Annotated in this window: 11 protein-coding genes; 6 read left to right on the top strand and 5 right to left on the bottom strand. The window is 71.7% G+C overall.

Annotation, left to right across the window (positions count from 1 at the left end):
- The first annotated feature begins 3 nt into the window (after nt 1-3).
- The gene (locus ACZ6SD_RS05870; RefSeq protein ID WP_465315769.1) at nt 4-951 is read left to right on the top strand and encodes a methionyl-tRNA formyltransferase; all 948 of its coding nucleotides are present in this window, start codon (nt 4-6) and stop codon (nt 949-951) included.
- A gap of 72 nt (nt 952-1023) precedes the next feature.
- Here the strand turns inward: ACZ6SD_RS05870 and ACZ6SD_RS05865 are convergent, their stop codons facing one another.
- A complete protein-coding gene (locus ACZ6SD_RS05865; RefSeq protein WP_465315768.1) occupies nt 1024-1341 on the bottom strand; it encodes a hypothetical protein in 318 nt (105 codons plus the stop codon).
- 194 nt (nt 1342-1535) lie between these two features.
- Complete coding sequence (locus ACZ6SD_RS05860) at nt 1536-1745, bottom strand: hypothetical protein (RefSeq protein WP_465315767.1); 210 nt, start codon at nt 1743-1745, stop codon at nt 1536-1538.
- 142 nt (nt 1746-1887) lie between these two features.
- Here ACZ6SD_RS05860 and ACZ6SD_RS05855 point away from each other — a divergent pair, with 142 nt between their 5' ends.
- Genes ACZ6SD_RS05855 through ACZ6SD_RS05845 form a run of 3 tightly spaced genes read left to right on the top strand, consistent with a single transcriptional unit; the run spans nt 1888 to nt 3127 of the window.
- The gene (locus tag ACZ6SD_RS05855; protein WP_465315766.1) at nt 1888-2721 is read left to right on the top strand and encodes a helix-turn-helix domain-containing protein; all 834 of its coding nucleotides are present in this window, start codon (nt 1888-1890) and stop codon (nt 2719-2721) included.
- Nucleotides 2721-2903 carry a DUF397 domain-containing protein gene (locus ACZ6SD_RS05850; RefSeq protein ID WP_465315889.1) on the top strand — a complete coding sequence of 61 codons (183 nt, stop codon included), beginning with the start codon at nt 2721-2723 and terminating at the stop codon, nt 2901-2903. Before ACZ6SD_RS05855 ends, ACZ6SD_RS05850 begins: the two co-directional genes overlap by 1 nt.
- Before the next feature lie 41 nt (nt 2904-2944).
- Nucleotides 2945-3127: a DUF397 domain-containing protein gene (locus tag ACZ6SD_RS05845; RefSeq protein WP_465315888.1), complete on the top strand. Its 183-nt coding sequence runs from the start codon at nt 2945-2947 to the stop codon at nt 3125-3127.
- Between the two features lie 66 nt (nt 3128-3193).
- On the opposite strand, the gene ACZ6SD_RS05840 is transcribed toward ACZ6SD_RS05845, so the two are convergent.
- The 3 genes from ACZ6SD_RS05840 to entS all read right to left on the bottom strand — a co-directional run bounded on the left by ACZ6SD_RS05840 (nt 3194) and on the right by entS (nt 6888).
- Nucleotides 3194-3520 (bottom strand): hypothetical protein, encoded by a 327-nt coding sequence (locus ACZ6SD_RS05840; protein WP_465315765.1) that lies wholly within the window; start codon nt 3518-3520, stop codon nt 3194-3196.
- 11 nt (nt 3521-3531) lie between these two features.
- On the bottom strand, nt 3532-5412 hold the full coding sequence (locus ACZ6SD_RS05835; protein ID WP_465315764.1) for a hypothetical protein: 1881 nt from the start codon (nt 5410-5412) through the stop codon (nt 3532-3534).
- Nucleotides 5413-5637: 225 nt separating this feature from the next.
- On the bottom strand, nt 5638-6888 hold the full coding sequence (gene entS, locus ACZ6SD_RS05830; RefSeq protein ID WP_465315763.1) for an enterobactin transporter EntS: 1251 nt from the start codon (nt 6886-6888) through the stop codon (nt 5638-5640).
- A 107-nt stretch (nt 6889-6995) separates the two neighbouring features.
- Between entS and ACZ6SD_RS05825 the strand changes: the two genes are divergently transcribed.
- Both ACZ6SD_RS05825 and ACZ6SD_RS05820 read left to right on the top strand, forming a co-directional pair.
- The gene (locus tag ACZ6SD_RS05825; protein ID WP_465315762.1) at nt 6996-17447 is read left to right on the top strand and encodes an amino acid adenylation domain-containing protein; all 10452 of its coding nucleotides are present in this window, start codon (nt 6996-6998) and stop codon (nt 17445-17447) included.
- Complete coding sequence (locus ACZ6SD_RS05820; RefSeq protein WP_465315761.1) at nt 17440-23556, top strand: amino acid adenylation domain-containing protein; 6117 nt, start codon at nt 17440-17442, stop codon at nt 23554-23556. Before ACZ6SD_RS05825 ends, ACZ6SD_RS05820 begins: the two co-directional genes overlap by 8 nt.
- Nucleotides 23557-23558 lie beyond the last annotated feature (2 nt).

Raw genomic sequence — 23558 nt, 5'->3', positions numbered from 1 at the left:
TTCATGCGGGTCGTCATGTTCGGCTTTCAGACCTGGGGGCACCGCACCCTGCGGGCGCTGCTGGACTCCGAGCACGAGGTGGTCACCGTCGTCACCCACCCCCCGGGCGAAGGCGCGTACGAGAAGGTGTGGAGCGACTCCGTCGCCGACCTGGCCGCCGAACACGGGGTCCCGGTCATCATCCGGGAGCGGCCCGACGACGAGGAACTGGTGACCGTCCTCAAGGAGCTGTCCCCGGACGTCATCGTGGCGACCAACTGGCGCACGTGGATTCCGCCCCGCATCTTCACCCTGCCCCGCTACGGGACCCTCAACGTGCACGACTCCCTGCTGCCCGCCTACGCGGGCTTCTCGCCGCTGATCTGGGCATTGATCAACGACGAGAAGGAGGTCGGCGTCACCGCGCACATGATGGACGAGACGTTGGACGCGGGCGACATCGTCCTGCAACGGGCTGTCCCGGTGGGACCCCGGGACACGACCGCCGACCTGTTCGCCAAGACGCTGGAACTGTTCGGACCGATCACGGTCGACGGCCTCGCCGAGATCGCGTCCGGCCGCACGGACTTCGTGAAGCAGGACCGGTCCAAGGCGAGCTTCTTTCACAAGCGGGCCGAAGAGGACCTGCGGATCGACTGGAACTGGTCGGCCGAGGAACTGGACCGGTTGGTGCGGGCCCAGTGCGCGCCGTACCCGAGCGCTTTCACCTTCCATCGGGGGCGGCGCCTGGAAATCATCGAGGCGCGGGTGTCGGAGGCTCGGTACGGGGGGACGCCCGGGCGGATCTTCTACCGGGAAGGCGATGGGGTGGCGATCGTGGCCGGGGCGGACGCTCGGCGGGGGCGCAATCACGGTCTGCTGGTGGTGAAGGTGCGGACGGAGGACGGGGTTGAGCTGTCCGCTGGGGAGTACTTCACCCATATGGGCGGATATCTGACTGCTCAGCCCTGATTTCGCCTGCTCGATGGTGTGCGGCACTGGGCGGGTCGGCTGTTCCGCCCAGTGCGCGGGATGGGCCTGGCTTCAGGGCTGGTGGGCGGGTTCCCCGCAGTGGGCGCTGTGTGCCGCGGGCTGACCGATGGTCGCCTCGTAGTCGACGCGGGGCGGGAGGTCGTTGAGCTTGCCCTGGTTGACCAGGATGACGTTGTCGAGCAGTGGGGGAATCATCTCCCGCAGCACCGTCGACAGGGTGATGGCGGCTTCGGCGGACAGCCTGAGGTTCAGGGACGCGCATTTGCCGAACTGCCCGAGTTCGAGTTCGAGGGTTTCCTCATCGACGCTGTAGCCGATCACTCCGTGCGTGACCTCGAATGTGCCCGCGAACGCGGCTGGGAAGGGCATTGCCGGGGGTCCAATCTGTGCGGTGGTTTTCGGTGGGGTGGAGCAGCATCACCGCGCGGACGATCCGCTCCAGTCGCCGCCGCTGCCGATACCGTCCAATGTGGAGGGCCAGACTGCCGAGGAGCAGTCCGACGCTCGCGCCGATGAGCGCGTCCATGAGGGTGGTCATCACGCGTGTCTGTCCGTGCTGTCGTTCACGGCTGTCGCTCCGGTGGCGGAGTCCGCTGGGTCAGGGCGAAGCCGAGTTTGCGGCGCAGGTCTTGGACTTTCGTCTCGTCCCTGGTCCGCCAGGCCACCCCGGGTGGCTCCTGGGTGACCAGCACTTCCGTTCCCGCGACCTCGATGGCGAGCACGCGACCGTGGTCGTCGGTAGCGGTCCACTGTGGAGTACCTTGGGCGCGCATGGCGGCCTCTCCCTGATCGGTCGGAGCGCACGGCCCCTCCGCCATGTGCTTACATAACCATCATCGGCTTACGTGAGCGGAGCCGCAATGCCCCGATCGGGCGATGGCGTGGAGAGCGCGGGTAGGGTCTAAGCTTGCTTACGTGAATGAAAGCATGAACATGGCCGGAAGGGAGCTGGGTGCGGAGGTTCGACGCGCACGTGAGCGAGCGGGTTTGACGCTACGGCAGCTCGCGCAAAGAACCGGATTCTCGGACACCAAGCTCAGTTTCTGGGAAACCAGCACGCGGCTGCCGTCCCAGGCCGACCTGGCCCACGCGCTTGACATCCTGGGTGTCGAAGACGCCGATCGTGAACACCTTCTCGGCTTGCGCAGGCAGGCCGAGGCTCCAGGCGAACTGGTCGCCGGAAAGCCCAACCTCGGGCGGTTCATCGAGATGGAGCGTGCCGCCTGTCGGATCACCCAGGTCAGTCTCGCGCTGATTCCTGGTCTGCTCCAATCCGAGGGCTACGCCCGCGCCATTTTCGCCAGGACTCCGGACAACGACACAAAGGTCGAGGTCCGGGTCGAGCGTCAACGCATTCTCACCCGCGATGACCCGCCGCCTGCCGAGTTGCACGCCCTGATGGATGATGAGATGTTGGCGCGGCCGATCGGCTCGCCGAAGGTGATGCGGGAGCAGTTCCGCCATCTGCTGGAAATGGCCGAGTTGCCCAACGTCACGATTCAGCTCATTCCGTCGACCGCGCGTGGCTACTCACCTCATTTGGTTGGTGGGTTCATCCTGTTCGAGTTCGACAAGGCAGATCCGATCGTGCATTTGGAACACTCCAATGCCACGGTGAACCTGTGGGCACCCAAAGACGTCACCGCCTATCGGGCGGCGATCGAAGTAGTAGCGCAGCGGGCGATGACTCCGGCCCGGAGTGTCGAGGTCATCGCGGAAATCGTCGAGGGAATGGAGAAAAAGACGTGATGACGACAGTCGCTTATGACCTGCGGTGGAGGAAGTCCTCGTACTCAAGCGGGCAGGAGACTTGCGTTGAGTTGGCCCACACCCTTGCGGTGGTGAGGGACAGCAAGAACCCGGCTGGGCCTGTCCTCGGAGTCGACGCCCGCCGCCTGGTGCGTGCTGTGCGGGACGGATTGCTGGGCTGAGCGCGGTGACTCCGATTCGACGGAATGAGGAGAACGACGTGATGACGACGGCTGCTTATGACCTGCGGTGGAGGAAGTCCTCGTACTCCGATGGGCAGGAGACTTGTGTTGAGTTGGCTCACACTCTTGCTGTGGTGAGGGACAGCAAGAATCCGGCTGGGCCGACGCTCGGAGTCGACGCTCGCGGCCTGGTGCGTGCTGTGAAGGGCGGGCTGCTGGGCTGAACGCCTCCGGGACCAAGCCGAAGCAGGGGGCTCGACGCCGTTCGGAGCCCCCTGCTCCCGGCGCGGTCAGGAGGTGATGGCGGCGACGGCGGTGGAGAGGTCGCTGACGGCGGTGGCTACGGGTTCCACTGGGGCGACCAGTTTGGTGAGGGTGTCCAAGAGGCGCTGGAGTTTGCCCCTGTCGGGGGTTGGTTGTTCTAGTTCGCCTGCTACTTCGTCGGTGAGTTCCGTTGCCCGCGCTGGGACCTCGTGGGTTGCCAGGAGGTTTCGGAGGGTGGCCAGCAGGGCGGTCGGATCACCTTGTCCTATGTGGACTGAGGCGTTGTCGCCGATGGCGGTGGGGCCCAGGTTGACGGTGCCGCCGAATACCTGGAAGCCCTTGTTGACCTCCATGGGTCCTCCTGTCACGAAGTGCTCGCCTGTGCCTTCTGGCCTACTGCCAGGGCGCCGACATTACTGGTTCCGCCGGTCTGGATGACGCCTTCGTTGAGGATGGTGGTCTGGCGGTTGCGGAGTTCGGTGGTGTCGACGTCGTGGAGTTCCAGGAACTCGATGATGGCTTCCAGGGTGTGGCGTTCCACCAATTTGAGGTGCTTGGCGGCGTCGTCGTGTTGGAACTGGGTGGTGAAACTGGGGGCGGTGGCGGCTTCGCGGATGGAGAACGCGGTGCCGTAGTCGAAGGCGGGGTCCTTGGCCGCCAGGGCGCGTTCGCGGTGTCGGGCGCGGGCGTAGCGGGTGGGGGCCAGCAGGTCCGCGATCAGGTGCAGCGGCGCCCTCAGCAGGGCCGGGATCGCTTGCCGTAGCGCGGGAGTGAGTTCCTTCGCCAGGTCGAAGTCGCGTTCGTCCAGTCGCACGTTGATCGGTTTGGCCACGGTGCGGTCGCATTCGGCGTAGAGCATGTGGCCATCGGTGGTGAATCTGAGGAAGGTGCTGGCCACGACCTGGCCGCCCCAGGACGGGATGTGCGCGCAGAGGTAGCGGCGGGCGGCGTCGGTGGGGGGCGCGCTGTCGGGCAGGGTGAAGGCGGGGGGTTCGGTGCGGTCGGTCACCAGGAGGCCGCGCAGGGCGCTGCCGTCGGCGAAGTAGCGGTTTTCCAGGTGCACGGCGGGGAGGGGAGCGCCTACGCCGTCCGGGGCAGTGGTTTCCGCCAGCCGGTGGCGCACGTGGGCGGTGAGAGCTTCCTCGGTAAATGGCTTGGGGGCGGCCGCTTCCGTGCCGGTGACCGGGTCTTTCCTGGGGAGGACGGGGAGAGCGAAGGACCAGCCGGGCTCGGCGGCGCCATAGCCGACGTAGGGGCGGAAGCCGCTGAAAATGGTGACGTTGCCCTGTTCCGCCTGCTCGATCGTGGTGAGGCGGTCAACAGCCCAGGCGGGTGGGGAGTCGGGATTGCCGTGGTCGACCGCGAAACGGTCGCGGCGCAGGCGGTCCACGGTGCGCACACGCAGGCTGTGGCGGTGGTGCAGCAGCAAAGCCGCGGCCGCGGCGATGGTCGGCAGGACCATCCAGACACTGGCGAACATCAGCAGCACACCCGCCACCAGAGTCCCGGTGAGCCGCAGCCGCAGCATGGTGCGTAATCGCAGCGCGGTCAGACAATGCAGCACCACCAGCCGCAGATCGACCCCGGGCGACGGCGCAACGGCCCGGACGCGTTTCGACAGCAGAGTCCGCACGACCTGCTCGGCGTACGCGCCCTCCAGGTAGGCCGCGCCGCTGAGCAGCCGGGTCGTCTCGGTGTCCTCGGCCGGGTTGGGCCAGTTCGCGACGTCCATGACCGGGCCCGCTCCCCTTCTTGTGGACTGGACAGGGGCCGTGCGCGGGCGACGGCCCCGATTGCCCAGCAGCGACAGGTAAGTCGCGACGATCGCCCCGAAGAGCACGCCGAATTGCAGTGCCTGGGCAAGGTAATCCTGGCCCATCAACCAGATCAGGCGCGGCTTGTCACTGGTCTCGATGAGCAGCCACACGATCCGACTGACCAGGCTCGCCCCCGTGACCAGCACAGTCACCAACGCGAACCGGGAAACCCCGGCAGAGCCCCGGATTCGGGGGCTGGCCCACCACAACCCCACCCCACAGGCGAGAAGCAGCAGCGCCGATCCGCCGATCCGCACCTCAGGTTCCACCAGGTAAGGCGGCGGTGCGAGCACACCGACCAGATACCTGCTCAGCGGGTCTTCCGCCGCGTCCAGCAGATCGTGGGCGACCTCGTCATACCCCAGGACCAGCACATAGCCCAACACGAACACGAACCCGGGCGCTCCCCGGGCGGGCCGTCTCGGCATGATCCGAAGCTAGCGGCTGCCCTGACCTTGGTCAACGAGCGCACACCCCGGCAACCGGCGCGATCAAAGGCGCGGGGTCCGCGCGACAGTCTTCGAGGTTGAACACCGGCTTAGTGGGGTCCAAGTCTCGGCTTGAGGGCGTTATGGACATCTTCCCCATGCCGGGGTTCGGCGATCGGCAGGCCCGCGTGGCTTCGCAGGGCCCCGGGGCGGCGAATTCCGAAGCTAGCGGCTGACCTGACCTTGGTCAACGAGGGCGCCCACGCGGCGTAGTTCTGGGTACAGCGCGGCGACTAGGAGAACGCTGAACACGCAGATGCCGCCGCCGATCGCGATCGCTGGGCCGGGGCCGACCAGGCTGGCGCCGAAACTGGTCAGGATGCCGCCGAGGGACGGGCCGGTGACCGCTTGCGCCAGCCAGAGGCTGCCTACCCGGCCCTGCAACCGGTCCGGTGTGTTGCCCTGCAACAGCGCGCGCCGCAGGATCTCGGAGAACACGTCCGCGAGGCCGCCGACGCCGAGGAGGAACAGGACCATGCCCAGGTTGGTGCTCAGGCCGACGCCGGTCGCCGCGATGCCCCAGAGGGCGGCCACGCCGACCAGGGTGAGTCCGGAGCGTTTCACCGTGGAGGTCCAGCCGGACAGGACTGAGCCGACGAACGCGCCGACCGCGGGGGCGGTGTAGAGCAGGCCGACGAGTTCCGGGCCGCCGCCGAGGCGTTCTTCCGCGAGTTGCGGGTAGAGGGCCCCGGGCATGGCGAACAGCATCGCGCCCATGTCGATGAGCAGCAGTGAGGCGATGAGCCGGTTGCCGCGCAGGAATCGCAGCGCCTCGCGCAGGCTGCCTTCGGCGGTGTCCGGCTCGGGCTCGGCCGGTGGCAGGGGACGCAGTAGGGCGAGCAAGGCGGTGGTGCCCAGGGCCATCGCTGCGGCGGCGCAGTAGCAGGCGACCAGGCCGGGGCCCGCGATGACCAGCCCGGACAGGGTGGGGCCGACGATCGCGCCGAGTTGGGTGGTGACCGCGAGCAGCGCGCTGGCCGAGCCGAGTTGGTCGCCGGGGACCATGGCGGGGACGACGGCGGTGAGCGCGCACTCGCCGATGCCGTCGATCACGCCGTGGGTGCCCGCGCAGACGAACACGATCCACAGTTGCGGCTCCGGCAGCGCCGCGTTGGCGGCGAGCCCGGCGAAGCCGATCGCGGCTCCGAAGCTGGACAGCACCACCAGCCGTTTCCGGTCGGTGCGGTCGGCGAGGACGCCGCCGATGAGGAAGCCGACGAGCAGTCCGGCGCCCAGGGTGAGGCTCACCAGGGCGACCGGCGCGGAAGTTCCCGTGATCTGGAACACCTGCACGGCCACCGCGACGGAGGTGAGCCCGATGCCGAGCAACCACACGGTCCTGCTGGTCAGCACCAACCGGAAGTCCCGATTGGCGCGGACCGCGCCGAGATCGAGCACGAGCTGTCCGAGTCGCACGGGGTCTCCGATTTCTCCTAGGTAAGGCTAGCCTCTTGAGAGGTAAGGCTTGCCTAAATTAGCATCCGGAGCCGGTGCTGTCCGTCAACGAGGAGGCTTGATCAGCTGTGACCGACGACGGCCACGCGCGATCCCGCAAGCGCGAACTGCTGCGCCGCAGGCTCGCCGAATCCGGGCTCGCCGACCAAGCCGGCCCGGTCGCCGCTGGTCCCACCGGCGCGCTTTCGGCCGCGCAGCGCCGGATGTGGCTGCTCCAGCAGTTGGACCCGGGCAGTGTCGCCTACACACTGTGCGCCGCGGTTGGACTGTCCGGTCGACTCGACACTGCTGCGTTTGCCACCGCGTTCGAGACAGCGTGCGCGCGGCACGCGATCCTCCAAACGGTCTATCCGGACGCGGACACACAGATTGTCCGTCCCGAGTTGAGCCCCACGCTGCCGGTGCTGGACGCGGACTTGGACAGTGTGGTCGCCGAGTTGGGCGGCACGCCGTTCGACCTGGCCGCCGAGTCCCCGCTGCGCGCCCGGCTGCTGCGGGTGGCTCAGGACGAGCACGTGCTGCTGCTGGTCGCGCATCACATCGCCTGGGACGACGCGTGCTGGGAGATCCTGCTCGCCGACGTCGCCGCCGCCTACACCGGCCAGGACCTGGCCCCGCCGGTCGCCTACGCCGTGGACGACCGCGAGCGCCCCGCCGACCTCGCCTACTGGCGCGAGCGGCTCACGCCGGTCCCGGAAAGCCTTGCCCTGCCGACGGATCGCCCGCACCAGACCAAGCCGGGGGAGGCGTGCGAGCGGCTCACCCGGACGCTGCCGCCCGCCGTCGCCGAGCGAGTGCGGGAGGTCGCGCGCCAGGAAGGCGTGACCCCGTTCATGCTGCTCTCGGCCGCGGTGACGGCCGTGCTGCACCGCTACACCGGGGCGACGGACATCACGCTCGGCACGCCGGTGGTCAACCGGGGCCGCGAGGACCGGTCGCTGGGCAACTTCGGCAACACGGTGGTGCTGCGCTCCACTGTGGACGGCGAGCGAAGCTTCCGCGAACTCTTGGCGCAGGCGCGGGAGGTCTGCGCTGGCGCGTACGCGCACGCCGGGCTGTCCTTCGACCGGCTGGTCGCCGAGCTGGCCCCGGAGCGGGTCGCCGGGCGGTCGGTGCTGTTCGACGTGCTGTTCTCGCTGCGGACCGAGGTGCTGCGCGGCTTCGCCCTTCCCGGGATCGCCGTGCGGGACGTGCCGGTGTTCAACGGCGCCGCCCAGTTCGACCTGGCGCTGGCCGCGGTGCTCACCGACAACCTGATGCTGGAAGCGACCTACCGCACCGAGTTGTTCGACGCCGAGACCGTCGACACCCTGCTGCGGCACGCCGACCGGCTGCTGCGCGCGGTGCTCGACGACCTGGACGCACCGCTGTCGCGCATCGATCTGCTCGGCGCCGAGAGCGACCGCATCCTGCGCGGCTTCAACGCCACCGCCGCCGACGTCCCGGCGACAACCCTGCCGGATCTGCTGGCCGCCCAGGTGAAGTCCACCCCGGACGCCACGGCGCTGGTGTTCGAGCGGGAACGGCTCAGCTACGCGGAGTTCGACGCGGCAACCGACCGGCTCGCCGCCATGCTGCGCGCGGCCGGTGTCGGGCCGGAGCGGGTCGTGGCGCTGATGCTGCCGCGCTCGGTGGAGCTGGTCGTCTCGATCTGGGCGGTGCTCAAGGCAGGCGGCGCGTACCTGCCCGTCGACCCGGACTACCCGGCCGACCGGATCGCGTACATGCTCGGCGACGCCGCGCCCGCGACCGTCTTGACCACCGCCGAGCTGTCCGATCGCCTGCCGGAGAACGTTTCCCGGCTGCTGGTCGACGGCCCCCTGCCGGAGGGGGTGGCGCCCAGCGAAGACGCTGTGGCGCGGCACCCCCTCCACCCCGCCTACGTCATCTACACCTCCGGGTCCACCGGCCGCCCCAAGGGCGTCGTGATCCCGCACGCGGGCATCGTCAACCGGCTGCTGTGGATGCAGGACGAGTACGGGCTGCGGGTCGGCGAGCCGGTGCTGCAGAAGACGCCGTCGAGCTTCGACGTGTCGGTGTGGGAGTTCTGCTGGCCGCTGCTGGTCGGCGCGACCCTGGTCGTGGCGCGCCCGGAAGGGCACCGCGACCCGGCCTACCTCGCCGAGCTGATCCGCGCCGAGGGCGTCACGACTGTCCACTTTGTCCCGTCTATGCTGCGCGCCTTCCTCGCCGATCCGGCCGCGCGGACCTGCGCTGGGCTGCGCCGCGTGCTGTGCAGCGGCGAGGCGCTGCCCGCCGACCTGGCGGCCTCGTTCCGCGCGCTGCTGCCGACCGTGGAGCTGCACAACCTCTACGGGCCAACGGAAGCGTCGGTCGACGTCACCGCCCAGCTCGCCGCTCCCGGCCCGCTGCCGACGATCCCCATCGGCCGCCCGGTCTGGAACACCGCCTGCTACGTGCTGGACCGCAACCTGCGGCCGGTGCCCAACGGCGTCGCCGGTGAGCTGTATCTCGCGGGCGTCCAGCTCGCCCGCGCCTACCTGGGCAGGCCGGACCTCACCGCCACCCGGTTCGTCGCCGACCCGTTCGGGACGCCAGGCGCGCGGATGTACCGGACCGGCGACCTCGCGCGGTTCGACCGCGACGGGGTGCTGGAGTACCTGGGCCGCGCCGACGACCAGGTGAAGCTGCGCGGCCTGCGGATCGAACTCGGCGAGATCGAGGCCGTGCTCGGCGCCCACCCGGACGTGCGCGGCGCGGCAGTGGTCGTACGTGGCGGGCGGCTGGCCGCGTATCTCGTCGGGTCGGCCGAGCATGACGCGGTGCGGGAGCACGCGGCGGCCGCGTTGCCCGAGTACATGGTTCCGGACGTGTTCCTGACCGTGCCCGCCCTCCCGCTCAGCCCGAGCGGCAAGCTCGACCGCAAAACCCTTGCCACGGCGGCGGAATACGCGCCGAACACCCCGGCGGCGGCCCGCCGGGAGCCGCGCACCGAGGTCGAGCGGGTGCTGTGCGCGCTCGTCGCGGAGGTGCTGCGGCTGCCCGAGGTCGGCCCGGACGACCGGTTCTTCGCCATCGGCGGCGACAGCATCCAGGCTATCTCGCTGGTCGGCCGCGCGCGGGCAGCCGGGCTGGAGTTCACCCCGCGCGACGTGTTCGAGCAGCAGACCCCGGCGGGCTTGGCCACCGTCGCCCGCCAGTCCACTGTGGACGTCCACGCGACCGACGGTGTGGGCATCGCCCCGGCGACCCCGATCATGGAGTGGCTGCGCGGCCGGGGCGGCGTGGTCGGCCGGTTCAGCCAGACCGTGGTCGTGCGGGCGCCAGCCGGGCTGGACCAAGACACCCTGACCGCCGCGCTGCAAACCGTCCTCGACCACCATGACGTGCTGCGCGCCCGCCTCGCCCGCTGGTCGGACGGCCCGTGGCAGCTCGACATCGCCGCCCCCGGCCACCTCGACGCCGCCGCCCTGCTGCGCCGCGTCCCCGCACCGCACGACCTCGACGCCGAAGTGGCCGCCGCGCAAGGAAAACTCGACCCCGACGCGGGCGTCATGGTCCGGGTGACCTGGCTCGACGCGGGCGCGGGCGAACCCGGCAGGCTGCTGTGGACCGCGCACCACCTGGTGGTCGACGGCGTCTCCTGGCGCGTCCTGCTCGCCGACCTCGCCGAGGCGTACGCGGCGCTCGCGGCCGGGACCGTGCCCGCGCTGCCCGCCGTGCGCACCTCCTTCCGGGGCTACGCGCGGAGTCTGGCGTCCCGGGCGCCGGATTCGGTGGCGCGGTGGACGGCCGTGCTCGACCACCCCGAGGAGTTCCCGGTGTCGCGTCCGCTCGATCCCGCCAGAGACACCGCCGCGACGACCCAGCGGCTGCGCCGCACCCTCGACGCCACCCGCACCGCGCCGCTGCTGGCCGCCGTCCCGGCCGCCTACCGCACCGGCGTCGCCGACGTTCTGTTGTCCGCCTTGGTGATCGCGGTCGCCGACTGGCGCACACGGCACGGCGGCAACGGAACCGCGCTGACCGTCGACCTCGAAGGCCACGGCCGCGACACCGGCGGTGATCTCTCCCGCACGGTCGGTTGGTTCACGTCCCTGTACCCGGTCCGGCTCGACCCCGGCCCCATCGACGTCGACGACGCCATGGCGGGCGGCTCGTCGGCCGGGGAAGCGTTGCGCCGCGCCAAGGAACAGCTCGCCGCCGTTCGCGACGACGCGGCCGACTACGGCCTGCTGCGCTACCTCACCGCCACGACCGAGTTCGCCGACCGGCCCGCGCCCAAGATCGGCTTCAACTACCTCGGCCGCTTCGACGCCGCGACCGGCGACTGGGCGCTGGCCGCGGAAGACGGGGCGCTGCGCGCGGGCGCGGACCCGGAGCTGGCCGCGGCGCACTGCCTGGAGATCGACGCCGACGTCCGCGACCACCCGGACGGCCCGCGCCTGTCGGTCACCTGGTCGTGGCCGTTGGGCGTGCTGTCGGAGAACGCCGTCAACGACCTGGCGCACTCCTGGTTCCGCGCGCTCGACGGCCTCGCCGCGCACGCCGAGCGCGCCGTCGCCCGGCTTACCCCAAGCGACGTCCCGCTGACCGGCCTCGACCAGGCCGCGATCGACGCGCTGGCGCCGGGCGCGGTGGACATCCTGCCGCTCACCCCGCTCGCCGAGGGCCTGCTGTTCCACGCGCAGGGGCCGGGAACCGACCTCTACACCGTGCAGCTCTCGGTGGACCTCGACGGCGAGGTCGACCCGACCGTGCTGCGCCGCGCCGCGGATTCCCTGCTGCGCAGGCACCCGAACCTGCGCTCGTCGTTCCGCACCGCCCCGGACGGCCGCGCGTTCGCGGTGATCGAGCCGGAGACCGCGGCGCCGTTCCGGCTGGCCGAGCCGGAGAACCTGGAGCGGATCGAACGGGAGACCCCGTTCGACCAGGCCCCGCTGATCCGGTTCGCGTTGGCGCGCACCGGTTCCACGACGCACCGCTTGGTGCTCACCTGCCATCACCTGCTGCTCGACGGCTGGTCGCTGGCGCTGGTGCTGCGCGAGCTGTTCACCCTGTACGCCGCGGGCGGCGACCACGCCCCGCTGGCCCCGGTCCGCCCCTACCGTGATTACCTGACCTGGCTTAATGCGCAGGACACCGACGCCGCCAAGGCCGCGTGGGCCGCAGCGTTGTCCGATGTGGACTCCTCCCGGCTGGTCGCGGCGGACGCCCAGCTCGACGCCCCCGAGCAGGTCACCGCCACGCTGCCCGGTGAGCTGGCCGCCCGGTGCGCCGAACGCGGCTGGACGCTGAACACCCTCGTGCAGGGCGCGTGGGCGCTGCTGCTGAGCGCGCTGACCGGCCGATCGGACGTGGTGTTCGGCGCGGTCGCCGCCGGTCGCCCCGCCGAGCTGGCCGGGGTGGAGAACATGGTCGGACTGTTCGCCAACACCGTGCCAGTCCGGGTCCGGCTCCGTCCTGATGAGACAGTCGCCGACCTGCTCGACCGCGTGCAGCGCGAGCAGGCGGACCTGATGGCCCACCAGCACCTCGGTCTCGCCGAGATCCAGCGCGCCGCGGGCCGCGACCGGCTGTTCGACACCCTGGTCGTGTTCGAGAACTACCCGATGAGCCCGGCCGACCTGCCCGACCCCGGCCCCGCGCTGCGAATCGCCGACGTGCGCGGCCACGACGCCACGCACTACCCGCTCAACCTCACGGTCATGCCCACGGGCGACGGGTTCGTGCTCGCGCTCGACCACCGCGCCCCGGCCATCGACCGCGCCGCCGCCGAGAGCATCCTCGACCGCCTGGTGACCCTGCTCACGGTCGACGTGGACCGGGTAGTGTCCACTGTGGACGTGCGGCGGGACGGGGAGCACATTGACCTCGTCGGCACGGTGCGTCCGGAGACGCGCACCCTGCCCGAAATCTTCCGCGCCCAGGCCGCGCTCACCCCGGACGCTCCGGCGCTGACCGGGGTCGCGCTCGACCAGACGTTCGCCGAGCTGGACGCCCACACCGACCGCATCGCCCGCGTCCTCGCCGCGCACGGCGTCGGTCCTGAACGCGCGGTCGCGCTGGCTCTGCCGCGCGGCCAGATGGTGACCGGGCTGCTGGCCGTGCTCAAGGCGGGCGGCGTCGCCGTGCCGCTCGACCCGCGCTACCCCGCCGACCGGCTCGCGTTCATGCTCGCCGACGCCGCCCCGGCGCTGGTGCTCACCGCGGGCGCGGGAATCCCGTTCGACGGCCCGGTTCTCAACGTGCTCGACCTGCCCGCCGTCGAAGCAGAGCCGACCGCGCCGACCCTGGCCGACGCCGCCTATGTGATCTACACGTCCGGTTCCACCGGCACGCCGAAGGGCGTCGTGGTCGACCACGGCAACCTGACCACCTTGTTCCGCGGGCACTGCGACACCCTGATTCCCGATGTGGCGCACGGCCAGCGCCGCGCCGCGCACACCGCGTCGTTCTCGTTCGACTCGGCGTGGGAGCTGCTGCTCTGGCTATTCGCGGGGCACCTGCTCGACGTCGTGGCCGACGACATCGTGCGCGACGCCGCCGCCCTGGCCGACTACCTCGCCGACCGCGGTGTCGACGGAATCGACCTCACCCCGACGCACCTGGCCGCCGTCGCGGACGAGGGCCTGCTTGACAACGGCAGGCATACGCCGGAGTTCCTGCTCGTCGGCGGCGAGGCCACACCGCCCGCGCTGTGGCAGCGGCTGCTCGACGTCCCGGGCAGCACGCCGTTCAACCTGTACGGCCCCACAGAGGCCACTGTGGACGCTTACGGCTGGACCCGGGACGGCGGCTATCCCGTCGCGGGTGCCCGCCTGCACGTGCTGGACGCCTTCCTGCGCCCGGTCCTGCCCGGCGTCCCCGGTGAGTTGTACATCGGCGGACCCGGTGTGGCGCGCGGATATCTGCGCAGGCCGGGCCTGACCGCGCTGCGGTTTGTCGCCGACCCGTTCGGCCCGCCGGGAAGCAGGCTCTACCGTACCGGCGACCTGGTGAGCATCGGCGACAACGGTGTGCTCATTTACCTGGGGCGCGCGGACAACCAGGTGAAGGTCCGCGGTTTCCGGGTGGAGCCGGGTGAGATCGAAGCCGCCCTCACCGGGCACCCGTCGGTGAGCGCCGCCGCGGTCGTCGCCCGGGACAACCGCTTGATCGCCTATGTGGTCGGCGGCGACCCGGCCGAGCTGCGCGACTACCTCACCGATGTGCTGCCCGCGCATCTGGTTCCGGGCGCGTTCGTCGTCCTCGACGCCCTGCCGCGCACCCCGAACGGCAAGCTCGACCGCGCCGCCCTGCCCGAGCCCGCCGCCGAGTATCGGGCGCCGCGCGACCCGCGCGAGCAGATCGTGTGCGAGCTGTTCGCCGACGTGCTCGGCGTCGCGACCGTGGGCGTGGACGACGACTTCTTCGCCCTGGGCGGCCATTCGCTGACCGCGACCCGGCTGGTGAGCCGGGTTCGGTCGGTGCTGGACGTGGAACTGTCCATCGCCACGCTGTTCGCCGCGCCGACCCCGGCCGGGGTCGCCGCCGCGCTCGCCACCGGAGCCGCGGCCCGCCCGAAGCTGGTCGCCGGAACCCATCCGGATGTGCTGCCGCTGTCGTTCGCCCAGCAGCGCCTGTGGTTCCTGCACCAGCTCGAAGGCCCCAGCCCCACCTACAACATCGCCACCGGGCTGCGGCTGTCCGGTCCGCTCGACGTGCCCGCGCTGTCGGCGGCGCTGGACGACGTGATCGGCAGGCACGACGCGCTGCGCACGGTGTTCCCGTCCGTAGACGGCGTGGCCCGGCAGGTCGTCCGCGACCACGCCGACACGGGCCTGACCGTGGTGCCCAGCACCGAGGACACGCTGAGCGCGGACCTGCGCGCGGCGTCGCGGCACTGCTTCGCGCTGGCCGTGGAGACGCCGCTGCGGGTGACGCTGTTCCGGCTCGCCGAGACCGAGCACGTGCTGCTGCTGACCCTGCACCACATCGCGGGCGACGGCTGGTCGTTCATCCCGCTCACCCGCGACCTCGGCCGCGCCTACGCCGCCCGCCTGCGCGGCGAAAGTCCTGAGTGGACGGACCTGCCGGTCCAGTACGTCGACTACGCGCTCTGGCAGCGGGAACTGGACGACACGAGCCAGGTCGAGTACTGGCGGGCCGCGCTCGCGGGCATCCCGGACGAGCTGGACCTGCCGGTCGACCGCCCGCGCCCCGCCGAGACCGAGTACGCGGGCCGCCTGCTGGACTTCCCGCTGGACGGGGATATCGCCGCGGGCGTGCGGTCGCTGGCCGGGTCGCTCGGGGTCACCCCGTTCATGGTGTTCCAGGCCGCGTTCGCCGCGCTGCTGACCCGGGTCGGCGCGGGCGCCGACATTCCGATCGGCACCCCGATCGCGGGCCGCACCGACAGCGCGCTGGACGACATCGTCGGCTCGTTCGTGAACACGCTGGTGCTGCGCACCGACACCTCCGGCGACCCGACCATCCGGGAGCTGCTGAGCCGGGTGCGCCAGGTGTCCCTTGCCGCCTATGAGAACCAGGACGTGCCGTTCGAGCGCCTGGTCGAAGTCCTGAACCCGCGCCGGTCCAGCAGCAGGCACCCGCTGTTCCAGGTCATGCTGGCCTACCAGAACAACGCGCCGGTCCGCCCCGAGCTGCCGGACGTGAGCGTGCGCGACGAGATCGTGGACACCGGGGTCTCGGCGTTCGACCTGACGCTGACGATCGTGGACGACCCGGATCTGGGCATGGCCGGATTCGCCCAGTACAGCACCGACCTGTTCGACCGCGAGACCGTGGCGTGGCTGGCGGACGGCTTCACCAAGGTGCTTCGGCACTTGATGTCCAATGTGGACGCACGGTTGTCCGCGCTTCCGGTGGCGGGCAGGGAGCGCCGCGTGCTGGCCGCCGAGCCGGAGCGGGTTGAGGTCGCACCCCAGCACAGCGCGACCGAGGACATTCTCCGGGCGGTGTTCGCCGACGTCCTCAAGCTGCCCGAAGTCGGACCGGCGCAAGGGTTCTTCGAGCTGGGCGGCGACAGCATCCTCGCGATTCAGCTGGTGAGCCGCGCCCGCGCGGCCGGGCTGCTGATCACCGCCAAGGACGTCTTCCGACACCAGACGCCCGCGGCGATGGCGACCGTGGCCGTCGCGGTCGGCGACCACACAGTGGTCGAGCCCGCGGGAGCCGCGCTCGGCGTGGTCCCGGAAACGCCGATCATGGCGTGGCTGCGGGAAAGCGGGGTCCCGGTGGAGCGGTTCAGCCAGGCCATGGTGATCCAGGTCCCGGCTGGCGCGCAGCGGCTTGAGCAGGCGCTGCGGACCGTGCTTGAGCGACACGACGCCCTGCGCGCCCGATTGGTGCGCGGCGACCGGTGGGCGCTGGAGATCGGCCCCGGCGTCGACTTCGCCCTGCGGCGGGTTCCCGTCGAGGCCGACCGGCGCGCGCAGGTCGCCGCCGAGGCGGACCGGGCACGCGACAGCCTCGACCCGGACGCGGGCCGCATGGTCGCGGCCGTCCTGCTTGACGCGGGCGACGACCCCGGCCTGCTGGTGCTGGTGATCCACCACCTCGTTGTCGATGGCGTGTCCTGGCGCGTTCTGCTGGACGACCTGCGCGCCGCCTGGGAAACCGGCGCGGCGGCGTCCCGGCCTGCCACGTCCGCGCGTGGCTGGGCACGGCTGCTGCACGAGCAGGCGAACCGGCCGACGGTGCTGGCCGAAGTGCCGTTCTGGCAGGCGATCGGGGCCGACCTTGACCCGCTTCCGTTGCTGCGCGAGCCCAAACCGGACGACCCGGTGCGCGAGATGCGCCTGACCCTGCCCGCCGAGCACACCGAGCCGCTGCTCACCGACGCCCCGGCCCGCTTCCACGGCGGGGTGGACGACATCCTGCTCGCCGGGCTCGCGCTGGCGGTGCGCGAGTGGAGCGGGGCCCGCGCCGTCCTGGTCGACCGGGAGGGCCACGGCCGGGAAACCGAACTGGCCGAGGAAGCGGGCCTGCGGGCCGACCTGTCCACCACGGTCGGCTGGTTCACCAGCATCCACCCGGTGTGTCTCGACCCGGGGCCGGTCGATCTCGCCGACGCCCGCGCGGGCGGCCGGTCGGCGGGCGACGCGGTGAAGGCGGTCAAGGAGCAGTTGCGCGCGGTGCCGCGTGGCGGCATCGGCTATGGGCTGCTGCGCTATCTCAACCCGGCGGTCGAGCCGGTGAAACCGGCCCTGTGCTTCAACTACTTCGGCCGCTTCGCGTCCACTGGCGCACTGTGGACGGTCGCGGACGAGTCGGACGCCGCGTCAGCGGGCGCGGACCGGCTCACGCACGCGCTCGACATCACCGCTGTCACCCGCGACCTGCCCGACGGCCCGGAGCTGACCGTCACGTGGTCGTGGCCGGACGGGGTTTTCGCCGAGGACGCCATCCGCGCGCTCGCTGAGTCGTGGTTCGCCTACCTGCGCGCGATCGCCGCGCGGGACACGGGCGGGTTCACCCCGTCCGACCTCGACCTTGTCGCACTGAGCCAGGACGAGATCGACGAGTTCGAAGCCGAATGGAGCACCAGTGAGTAGGCCCAAGGGACTCGCCGACGTCCTGCCCCTGTCGCCGCTGGCCGAGGGGCTGCTGTTTCAGTCCGAATTAGACGGTTTAGGGTCCTATGACCAGGACCCGTACATCGTGCAGCGGGTGTTGTCCGTCGACGGCCCGCTGGACGCGGACCGGCTGCGGGAGGCCGCCGGGGCGCTGCTGCGGCGGCACCCGAACCTGCGAGCCGCCTTCCGCCGCAGGCGCGGCGGCGACCCGGTGGCGCTGGTGCCCGCCGAAGTCGAAGCGCCGTTCTCCTACCACGATTCGCCGACCGACCCGGAAGCGGTCGCGGCCGAGGAACGGGACCGCCGGTTCGACCTGGCGAAGCCCCCGCTGATCCGCTTCGCCCTGCTGCGGCTCGGCCCGGACCGGCACCACCTAGTGATCACCCATCACCACATCCTGCTCGACGGGTGGTCCGCGCCGCTGCTCGTCGCCGACCTGTTCGCCCTCTACGCGGGCCGCGACCTGCCGCCCGCCCCGCCCTACCGGGGCTATCTCGCCTGGCTGGCCCGCCAGGACCACGCCGCCGCCGAATCCGCGTGGGCGCGGGCGCTCGCCGGGCTGGACGAGCCCACGGTGATCGCGGCCGACGCGGGCACCGGCGCGCCCGAGCGGGTCGCGCTGACCCTGCCGGTCGAGCTGACCGAGGCGCTGAACGCGCTGGCCCGCAAGAACAACGTGACACTGGCGACGATCGTCGCGTTCGTCTGGGGCATGCTGCTGGCCCGGGTGCTCGGCCGCGCGGACGTGGTCTTCGGCACCACCGTGTCCGGCCGCCCGGCCGAGCTGCCCGGGGTCGAGTCGATGGTGGGTCTGTTCATCAACACCGTTCCGATCCGCGTTCAGATCAGTCCACAAGAGACGGTTGTGAACGCGTTGGCGCGGCTGCGCGACGAGCAGGCCGCGCTGCTGCCGCACCAGCACCTCGGCCTCGCGCACATCCAGCGGACCGGCGAGCTGTTCGACACCCTGGCCGTGGTGGAGAACTACCCGTTCGACCCCGGCGCGGTCGAGGAACCCGCCCCGGGCGTCAAGCTCTCCCCGGTCACCGACAGCGACGCCACGCACTACCCCCTCACGTTGACCGCGCTGCCGGGCTGGGAACTGGCGCTGCACCTGGACTTCCGCCCGGACGTCGTCAGCCGCGCGCACGTCGAACGCCTCGCCGACGCGGTCCGGCACCTGTTCGCCCAGATCGCCGCCGACCCCCGCCGCCCGGTCGGCACACTCGGCCTGCTCGGCGGGCGGGCGCGGGAAACCGTGCTGCGCGACTGGAACGCCACCGGCGACTACCCGCTGACGACCCTGCCCGCCGAGTTCGCCGCGCGGGTCGCCGAGAAGCCCGACGCCGAAGCCCTGGTCTGCGAGGACGTCTCGCTCACCTACGCCGAACTCGACGCCCGCACCGACCGGCTCGCCGGGGCGCTGCAACAGCTCGGCGTCGGCCCGGAGAAGGTCGTCGCGGTGGCCCTGCCGCGCGGCATCGACCTGATCGTCGGCCTGCTCGCCGTGCTCAAGGCGGGCGGCGCGTACCTCGCGCTCGACCCCGACTATCCGGCCGACCGGCTCGCGCTCATGGTCGAGGACGCCAGGCCGATGTGCGCTATCGGCGACGTGCCAGGCATTCCGTCGATCGCGGCGGACGCCGCGGCCGAGTTCACCCCGGTCGACCTTCGCCCGCACCACCCGGCGTACGTGATCTACACCTCCGGCTCCACCGGCCGCCCCAAGGGCGTCGTGGTGCCGCACGCGGGCATCGGCAAGCTCATCGGCACGCACACCGAACGCCTGCTGGTCGACGGAAACAGCCGGGTCAGCCAGTTCGCCTCGCCCGGGTTCGACGTGGCCTGGTGGGAACTGGTCCAGGTGATGTGCACCGGCGGCACGCTCGTCGTCGTCCCCGCGCACCGCCGCGTCGCCGGGACCGTGCTCACCGACTACCTGCGCGACCAGCGGGTGACGCACGCGATCCTGCCGCCCGCGCTGCTCGCCGCGCTGCCCGCCGAAGCCCAGTTGCCCGAAGGCATCTGCCTGCTCGCGGGCACCGAGGAGGTCACGCCCGCGCTGGTCGACCGGTACTCCCCGAACCGGCGCATGTTCAACGCCTACGGCCCCACTGAGGTCAGCGTGAACTCGACCCTGGGCGCCTGCCGCCCGGGGATGTCCGCGCCGGTCCCGATCGGCCCGCCGGACCCGGGCACCCGCGCCTACGTGCTCGACGCGGGCCTTTCCCCGGTCCCCGTGGGAATTGTCGGCGAGCTGTACCTCGCGGGCGACGGCTTGGCGCGCGGCTACCTCAACCGGCCCGACCTGACCGCGCAGCGGTTCGTCGCCGATCCCTTCGGGCCAGCGGGAACCCGCATGTACCGCACGGGCGACCTGGTGCGGTGGAACGCCGATGGCGCGCTGGAGTTCGTGGGCCGCGCCGACGACCAGGTCAAGATCCGCGGCGTCCGGGTCGAACCCGGCGAGGTCGCCGCCGCGCTGCTGCGGCGGCCGGAGGTGTCCTCGGCGATCGTCGTGGTGCGCCAGGACGGCGAGCGGTCGCTCGCCGCCTACGTGGTGCCCACCCCGGGCGACGTTGTCGACCCGGCCGAGTTGCGGCGCGCGCTCGCCGCCGAGCTGCCCGCCGCGTTCGTCCCGGCCGCTTTCGTGGTACTGGACCGGATTCCCGTGCTCCCCAGCGGCAAGGTCGACCGCAATGCCCTGCCCGCGCCCGACTTCGCCGCGCAGGCCGGGGGCCGCAGGCCGCGCGACCCGCGCGAGGAACTGCTGTGCGAGCTGTTCGCCGAGGTGCTGGGCGTGCCGACGGTGGGCATCGATGACGACTTCTTCGGCCTGGGCGGGCATTCGCTGCTCATGCCCCGGCTCGTCAGCCGAATCCGCGCGGTGCTCGGCGTCGACCTGTCGCTGCGCGTGGTGTTCGAGGCGCCCACGGTCGCCGCCCTGTCCGCCCGGCTCGACGGCGCGCGCCGCCAGGTGCCGCTGCGCAAGGCCGACCGACCGGCCGTGCTGCCGCTGTCGTTCGCGCAGCAGCGCATGTGGTTCCTGCACCGGCTCGACGGTCCCTCCTCGACCTACAACGTCCCGTTCGCCATCCGCCTCGCGGGCGCGCTCGACGTGGCGGCGCTGCGGTCGGCGTTGTCGGATGTGGTCGCCTGGCACGAGAGCCTGCGCACGGTCTTCCCGGACGACGACGGCACGCCACGCCAGGAGATCCTTCCCTCGGCCGACGTCTCGTTCACCGTCGAGCCGTTCAGCGTCGAGGCCCTGGCTGACGCGGCCAGGTACCCGTTCCGCCTCGACACCGAGATTCCCCTCCGCGCCACCCTGTTCCCCGACGGCGACGAGCACGTGCTGCTGATCCTGCTGCACCACATCGCGGCGGACGGCGCGTCCGCGCTGCCGCTGCTGCGGGACCTGGGCCACGCCTACGCCGCCAGGCGCGTCGGCGCCGTCCCGGCTTGGCGGGAACTGCTGGTCCAGTACGCCGATTACGCCCTCTGGCAGCGTGAACTGCTCACCGAAGGCCAGGACGGGCTGCTCGCCGAGCAGGTCGCGTTCTGGTCCGACGCGCTCGCCGGGCTCCCGGAGGAACTGCCGCTGCCCACCGACCGGCCGCGCCCGGCCGTCGCGGGCAAGGTCGCCGCGGAAGTCCCGATCCACCTGCCCGCCGAAACCCACCGGGCGCTGCGGAAACTGGCCAAGGCCACCGACACCAGCCTGTTCATGGTGTTGCAGGCCGGACTCGCCGCGCTGCTGACCAGGCTCGGCGCGGGCACCGACATCCCCATCGGCTCGCCCGTCGCAGGCCGCACCGACGACGCGCTGGACGGCCTGATCGGCTTCTTCGTCAACACCCTCGTCCTGCGCACCGACACCTCCGGCGACCCGAACTTCCGCGACCTGCTGGGCCGGGTCCGGGAGTACGACCTGGCCGCCTACGCCCACCAGGACATCCCGTTCGAGCGCCTGGTGGAGACGCTGAACCCGGCGCGGTCGCTGGCCCGGCACCCGCTGTTCCAGGTCATGCTCGCCTACCAGACCATGCCCGCCGACGCGCTCACGCTGGCGGACCTGACCGTCCGTCCACAGGAGACCGGCGCGGGCGGCGCGAAGTTCGACCTGGCGTTCGACCTGCTGGAGGTCGAGGGCGCGGACGGCATCGACGGCGTGCTGGAATACCGGGTCGACCTGTTCGACCCGGCCACCGCGGCCAACATCGCCGAGCGGCTGGTCCGGCTGCTGGCCGTGGTCGCCGCCGACCCCGACCGGCCGCTCGGCCGCCTCGACCTGCTCACCGAGTCCGAAGTGGACCGGGTGCTGGTGGAGTGGAACGACACCGCCCTGCCCTACGCGGGCCCGCGTACACTGCCCGAGCTGTTCGCCGCCCAGGTGGCGAAGACCCCGGACGCGACCGCCCTGGTCTGCGGCGACACCCGCTACACCTTCGCCGAGGCCGACGCCGCCGCGAACCGCCTCGCGCACGAACTCATCGCGCGCGGCGCTGGCCCGGACCGCAGGATCGCGCTGCTGCTGCCGCGCACGGCCGAGACCGTGATCGCCATCCTCGCGGTGCTCAAGTCCGGCGCGGCCTACGTGCCGATCGACCCGGCCTACCCGGCCGACCGGCTGGAGTTCCTGCTCGCCGACGCGGACCCGGTTCTCGTCGTCACCACCAGCGCGTTCACCCTCGACCGACCGGTCCTCCTGCTCGACCAGACCGACGTGAGCGGCCACCCAGTGTCCACTCCGGACACCGCGCTGACCGAGCGCCACCCGGCGTACGTGATCTACACGTCCGGCTCCACCGGCACGCCCAAGGGCGTCGTGGTCGAGCACCGCAGCGTGGTGAACCTGTTCGCCTCGCACCGGGAGACGCTGTACCGGCCCACGGTGGACCGCGCGGGCGGGCGGCGGCTGCGGGTCGCGCACAGCTGGTCGTTCGCCTTCGACGCGTCCTGGCAGCCGCAGCTCTGGTTGTTCGACGGCCACGCCCTGCATGTGGTCACCGAGGACGTGCAGCGCGACCCGGACCTGCTGGTCGAGCTGATCGAGCGCGACCGGATCGACTTCATCGAGGTCACCCCGTCGCACGCGGTGCAGCTCGCCGCGGCAGGCCTGATCCGCGACGGCCGCTGCCCGCTGCTGGTGCTCGGCGTCGGCGGCGAGGCCGTGCCGTCCACCCTGTGGCAGGACATCCGCGAACTCGACAGCACCGAGGGGTTCAACCTCTACGGCCCCACTGAGTCCACTGTGGACGCTCTGGCCGCCCGGGTCGGCGCGAGCGAGCGCCCGATCGTCGGCAGGCCGACGGCCAACACCCGCGCCTACGTCCTCGACCGCGGCCTGCGCCCGGTGCCGCCCGGGGTCGTCGGCGAGCTGTACGTCGCGGGCGACGGCCTGGCCCGCGGCTACCTCGACCGGCCCGCGCTGACCGCGCAGCGGTTCGTCGCCGACCCGTTCGGCCCCAGCGGCTCCCGCATGTACCGCACCGGCGACCTGGTGCGCTACCTGCCGGACGGCAACCTCGACTACGTGGGCCGCGCCGACGACCAGGTCAAGGTGCGCGGCTTCCGGATCGAACTCGGCGAGATCGCCGCCGCCCTGTCCCGGCACGAGTCGGTGGCCCAGGCCGCCGTCGACGTCCGCGAGGACACCCCGGGCGACAAGCGGATCGTCGGCTATGTCGTGCCGCGCGGCGACCTCGACCTGCCCGCCCTGCGCGCGCACCTGGCCGCCGCCCTGCCGGATTACATGGTGCCCTCGGCGTTCGTGCGGCTCGACGCGCTGCCGCTCACCGCGCACGGCAAGCTCGACCGCCGCGCGCTGCCCGCGCCGGAGCAGGCCCCGACCGGAGCCCGCGCACCGCGAACCCCGCTGGAAGCCGCGCTGTGCGCGGTGTTCGCCGACGCCCTCGGCCGCGCCGAAGTCGGGGCCGACGACAACTTCTTCGACAGCGGCGGCCACTCGCTGCTGCTGGTCCGGCTGCGCTCGCGGATCGCGGACGCCACCGGCAAACACGTCCCGATCGCCGACCTGTTCACCCACCCGAGCCCCGCCGCCCTCGCCGAACTGCTGCAGGACTGAGA

The sequence above is a fragment of the Actinokineospora sp. NPDC051303 genome (assembly GCF_055586285.1).
This window is presented reverse-complemented; position numbering and strand designations above follow the sequence as displayed.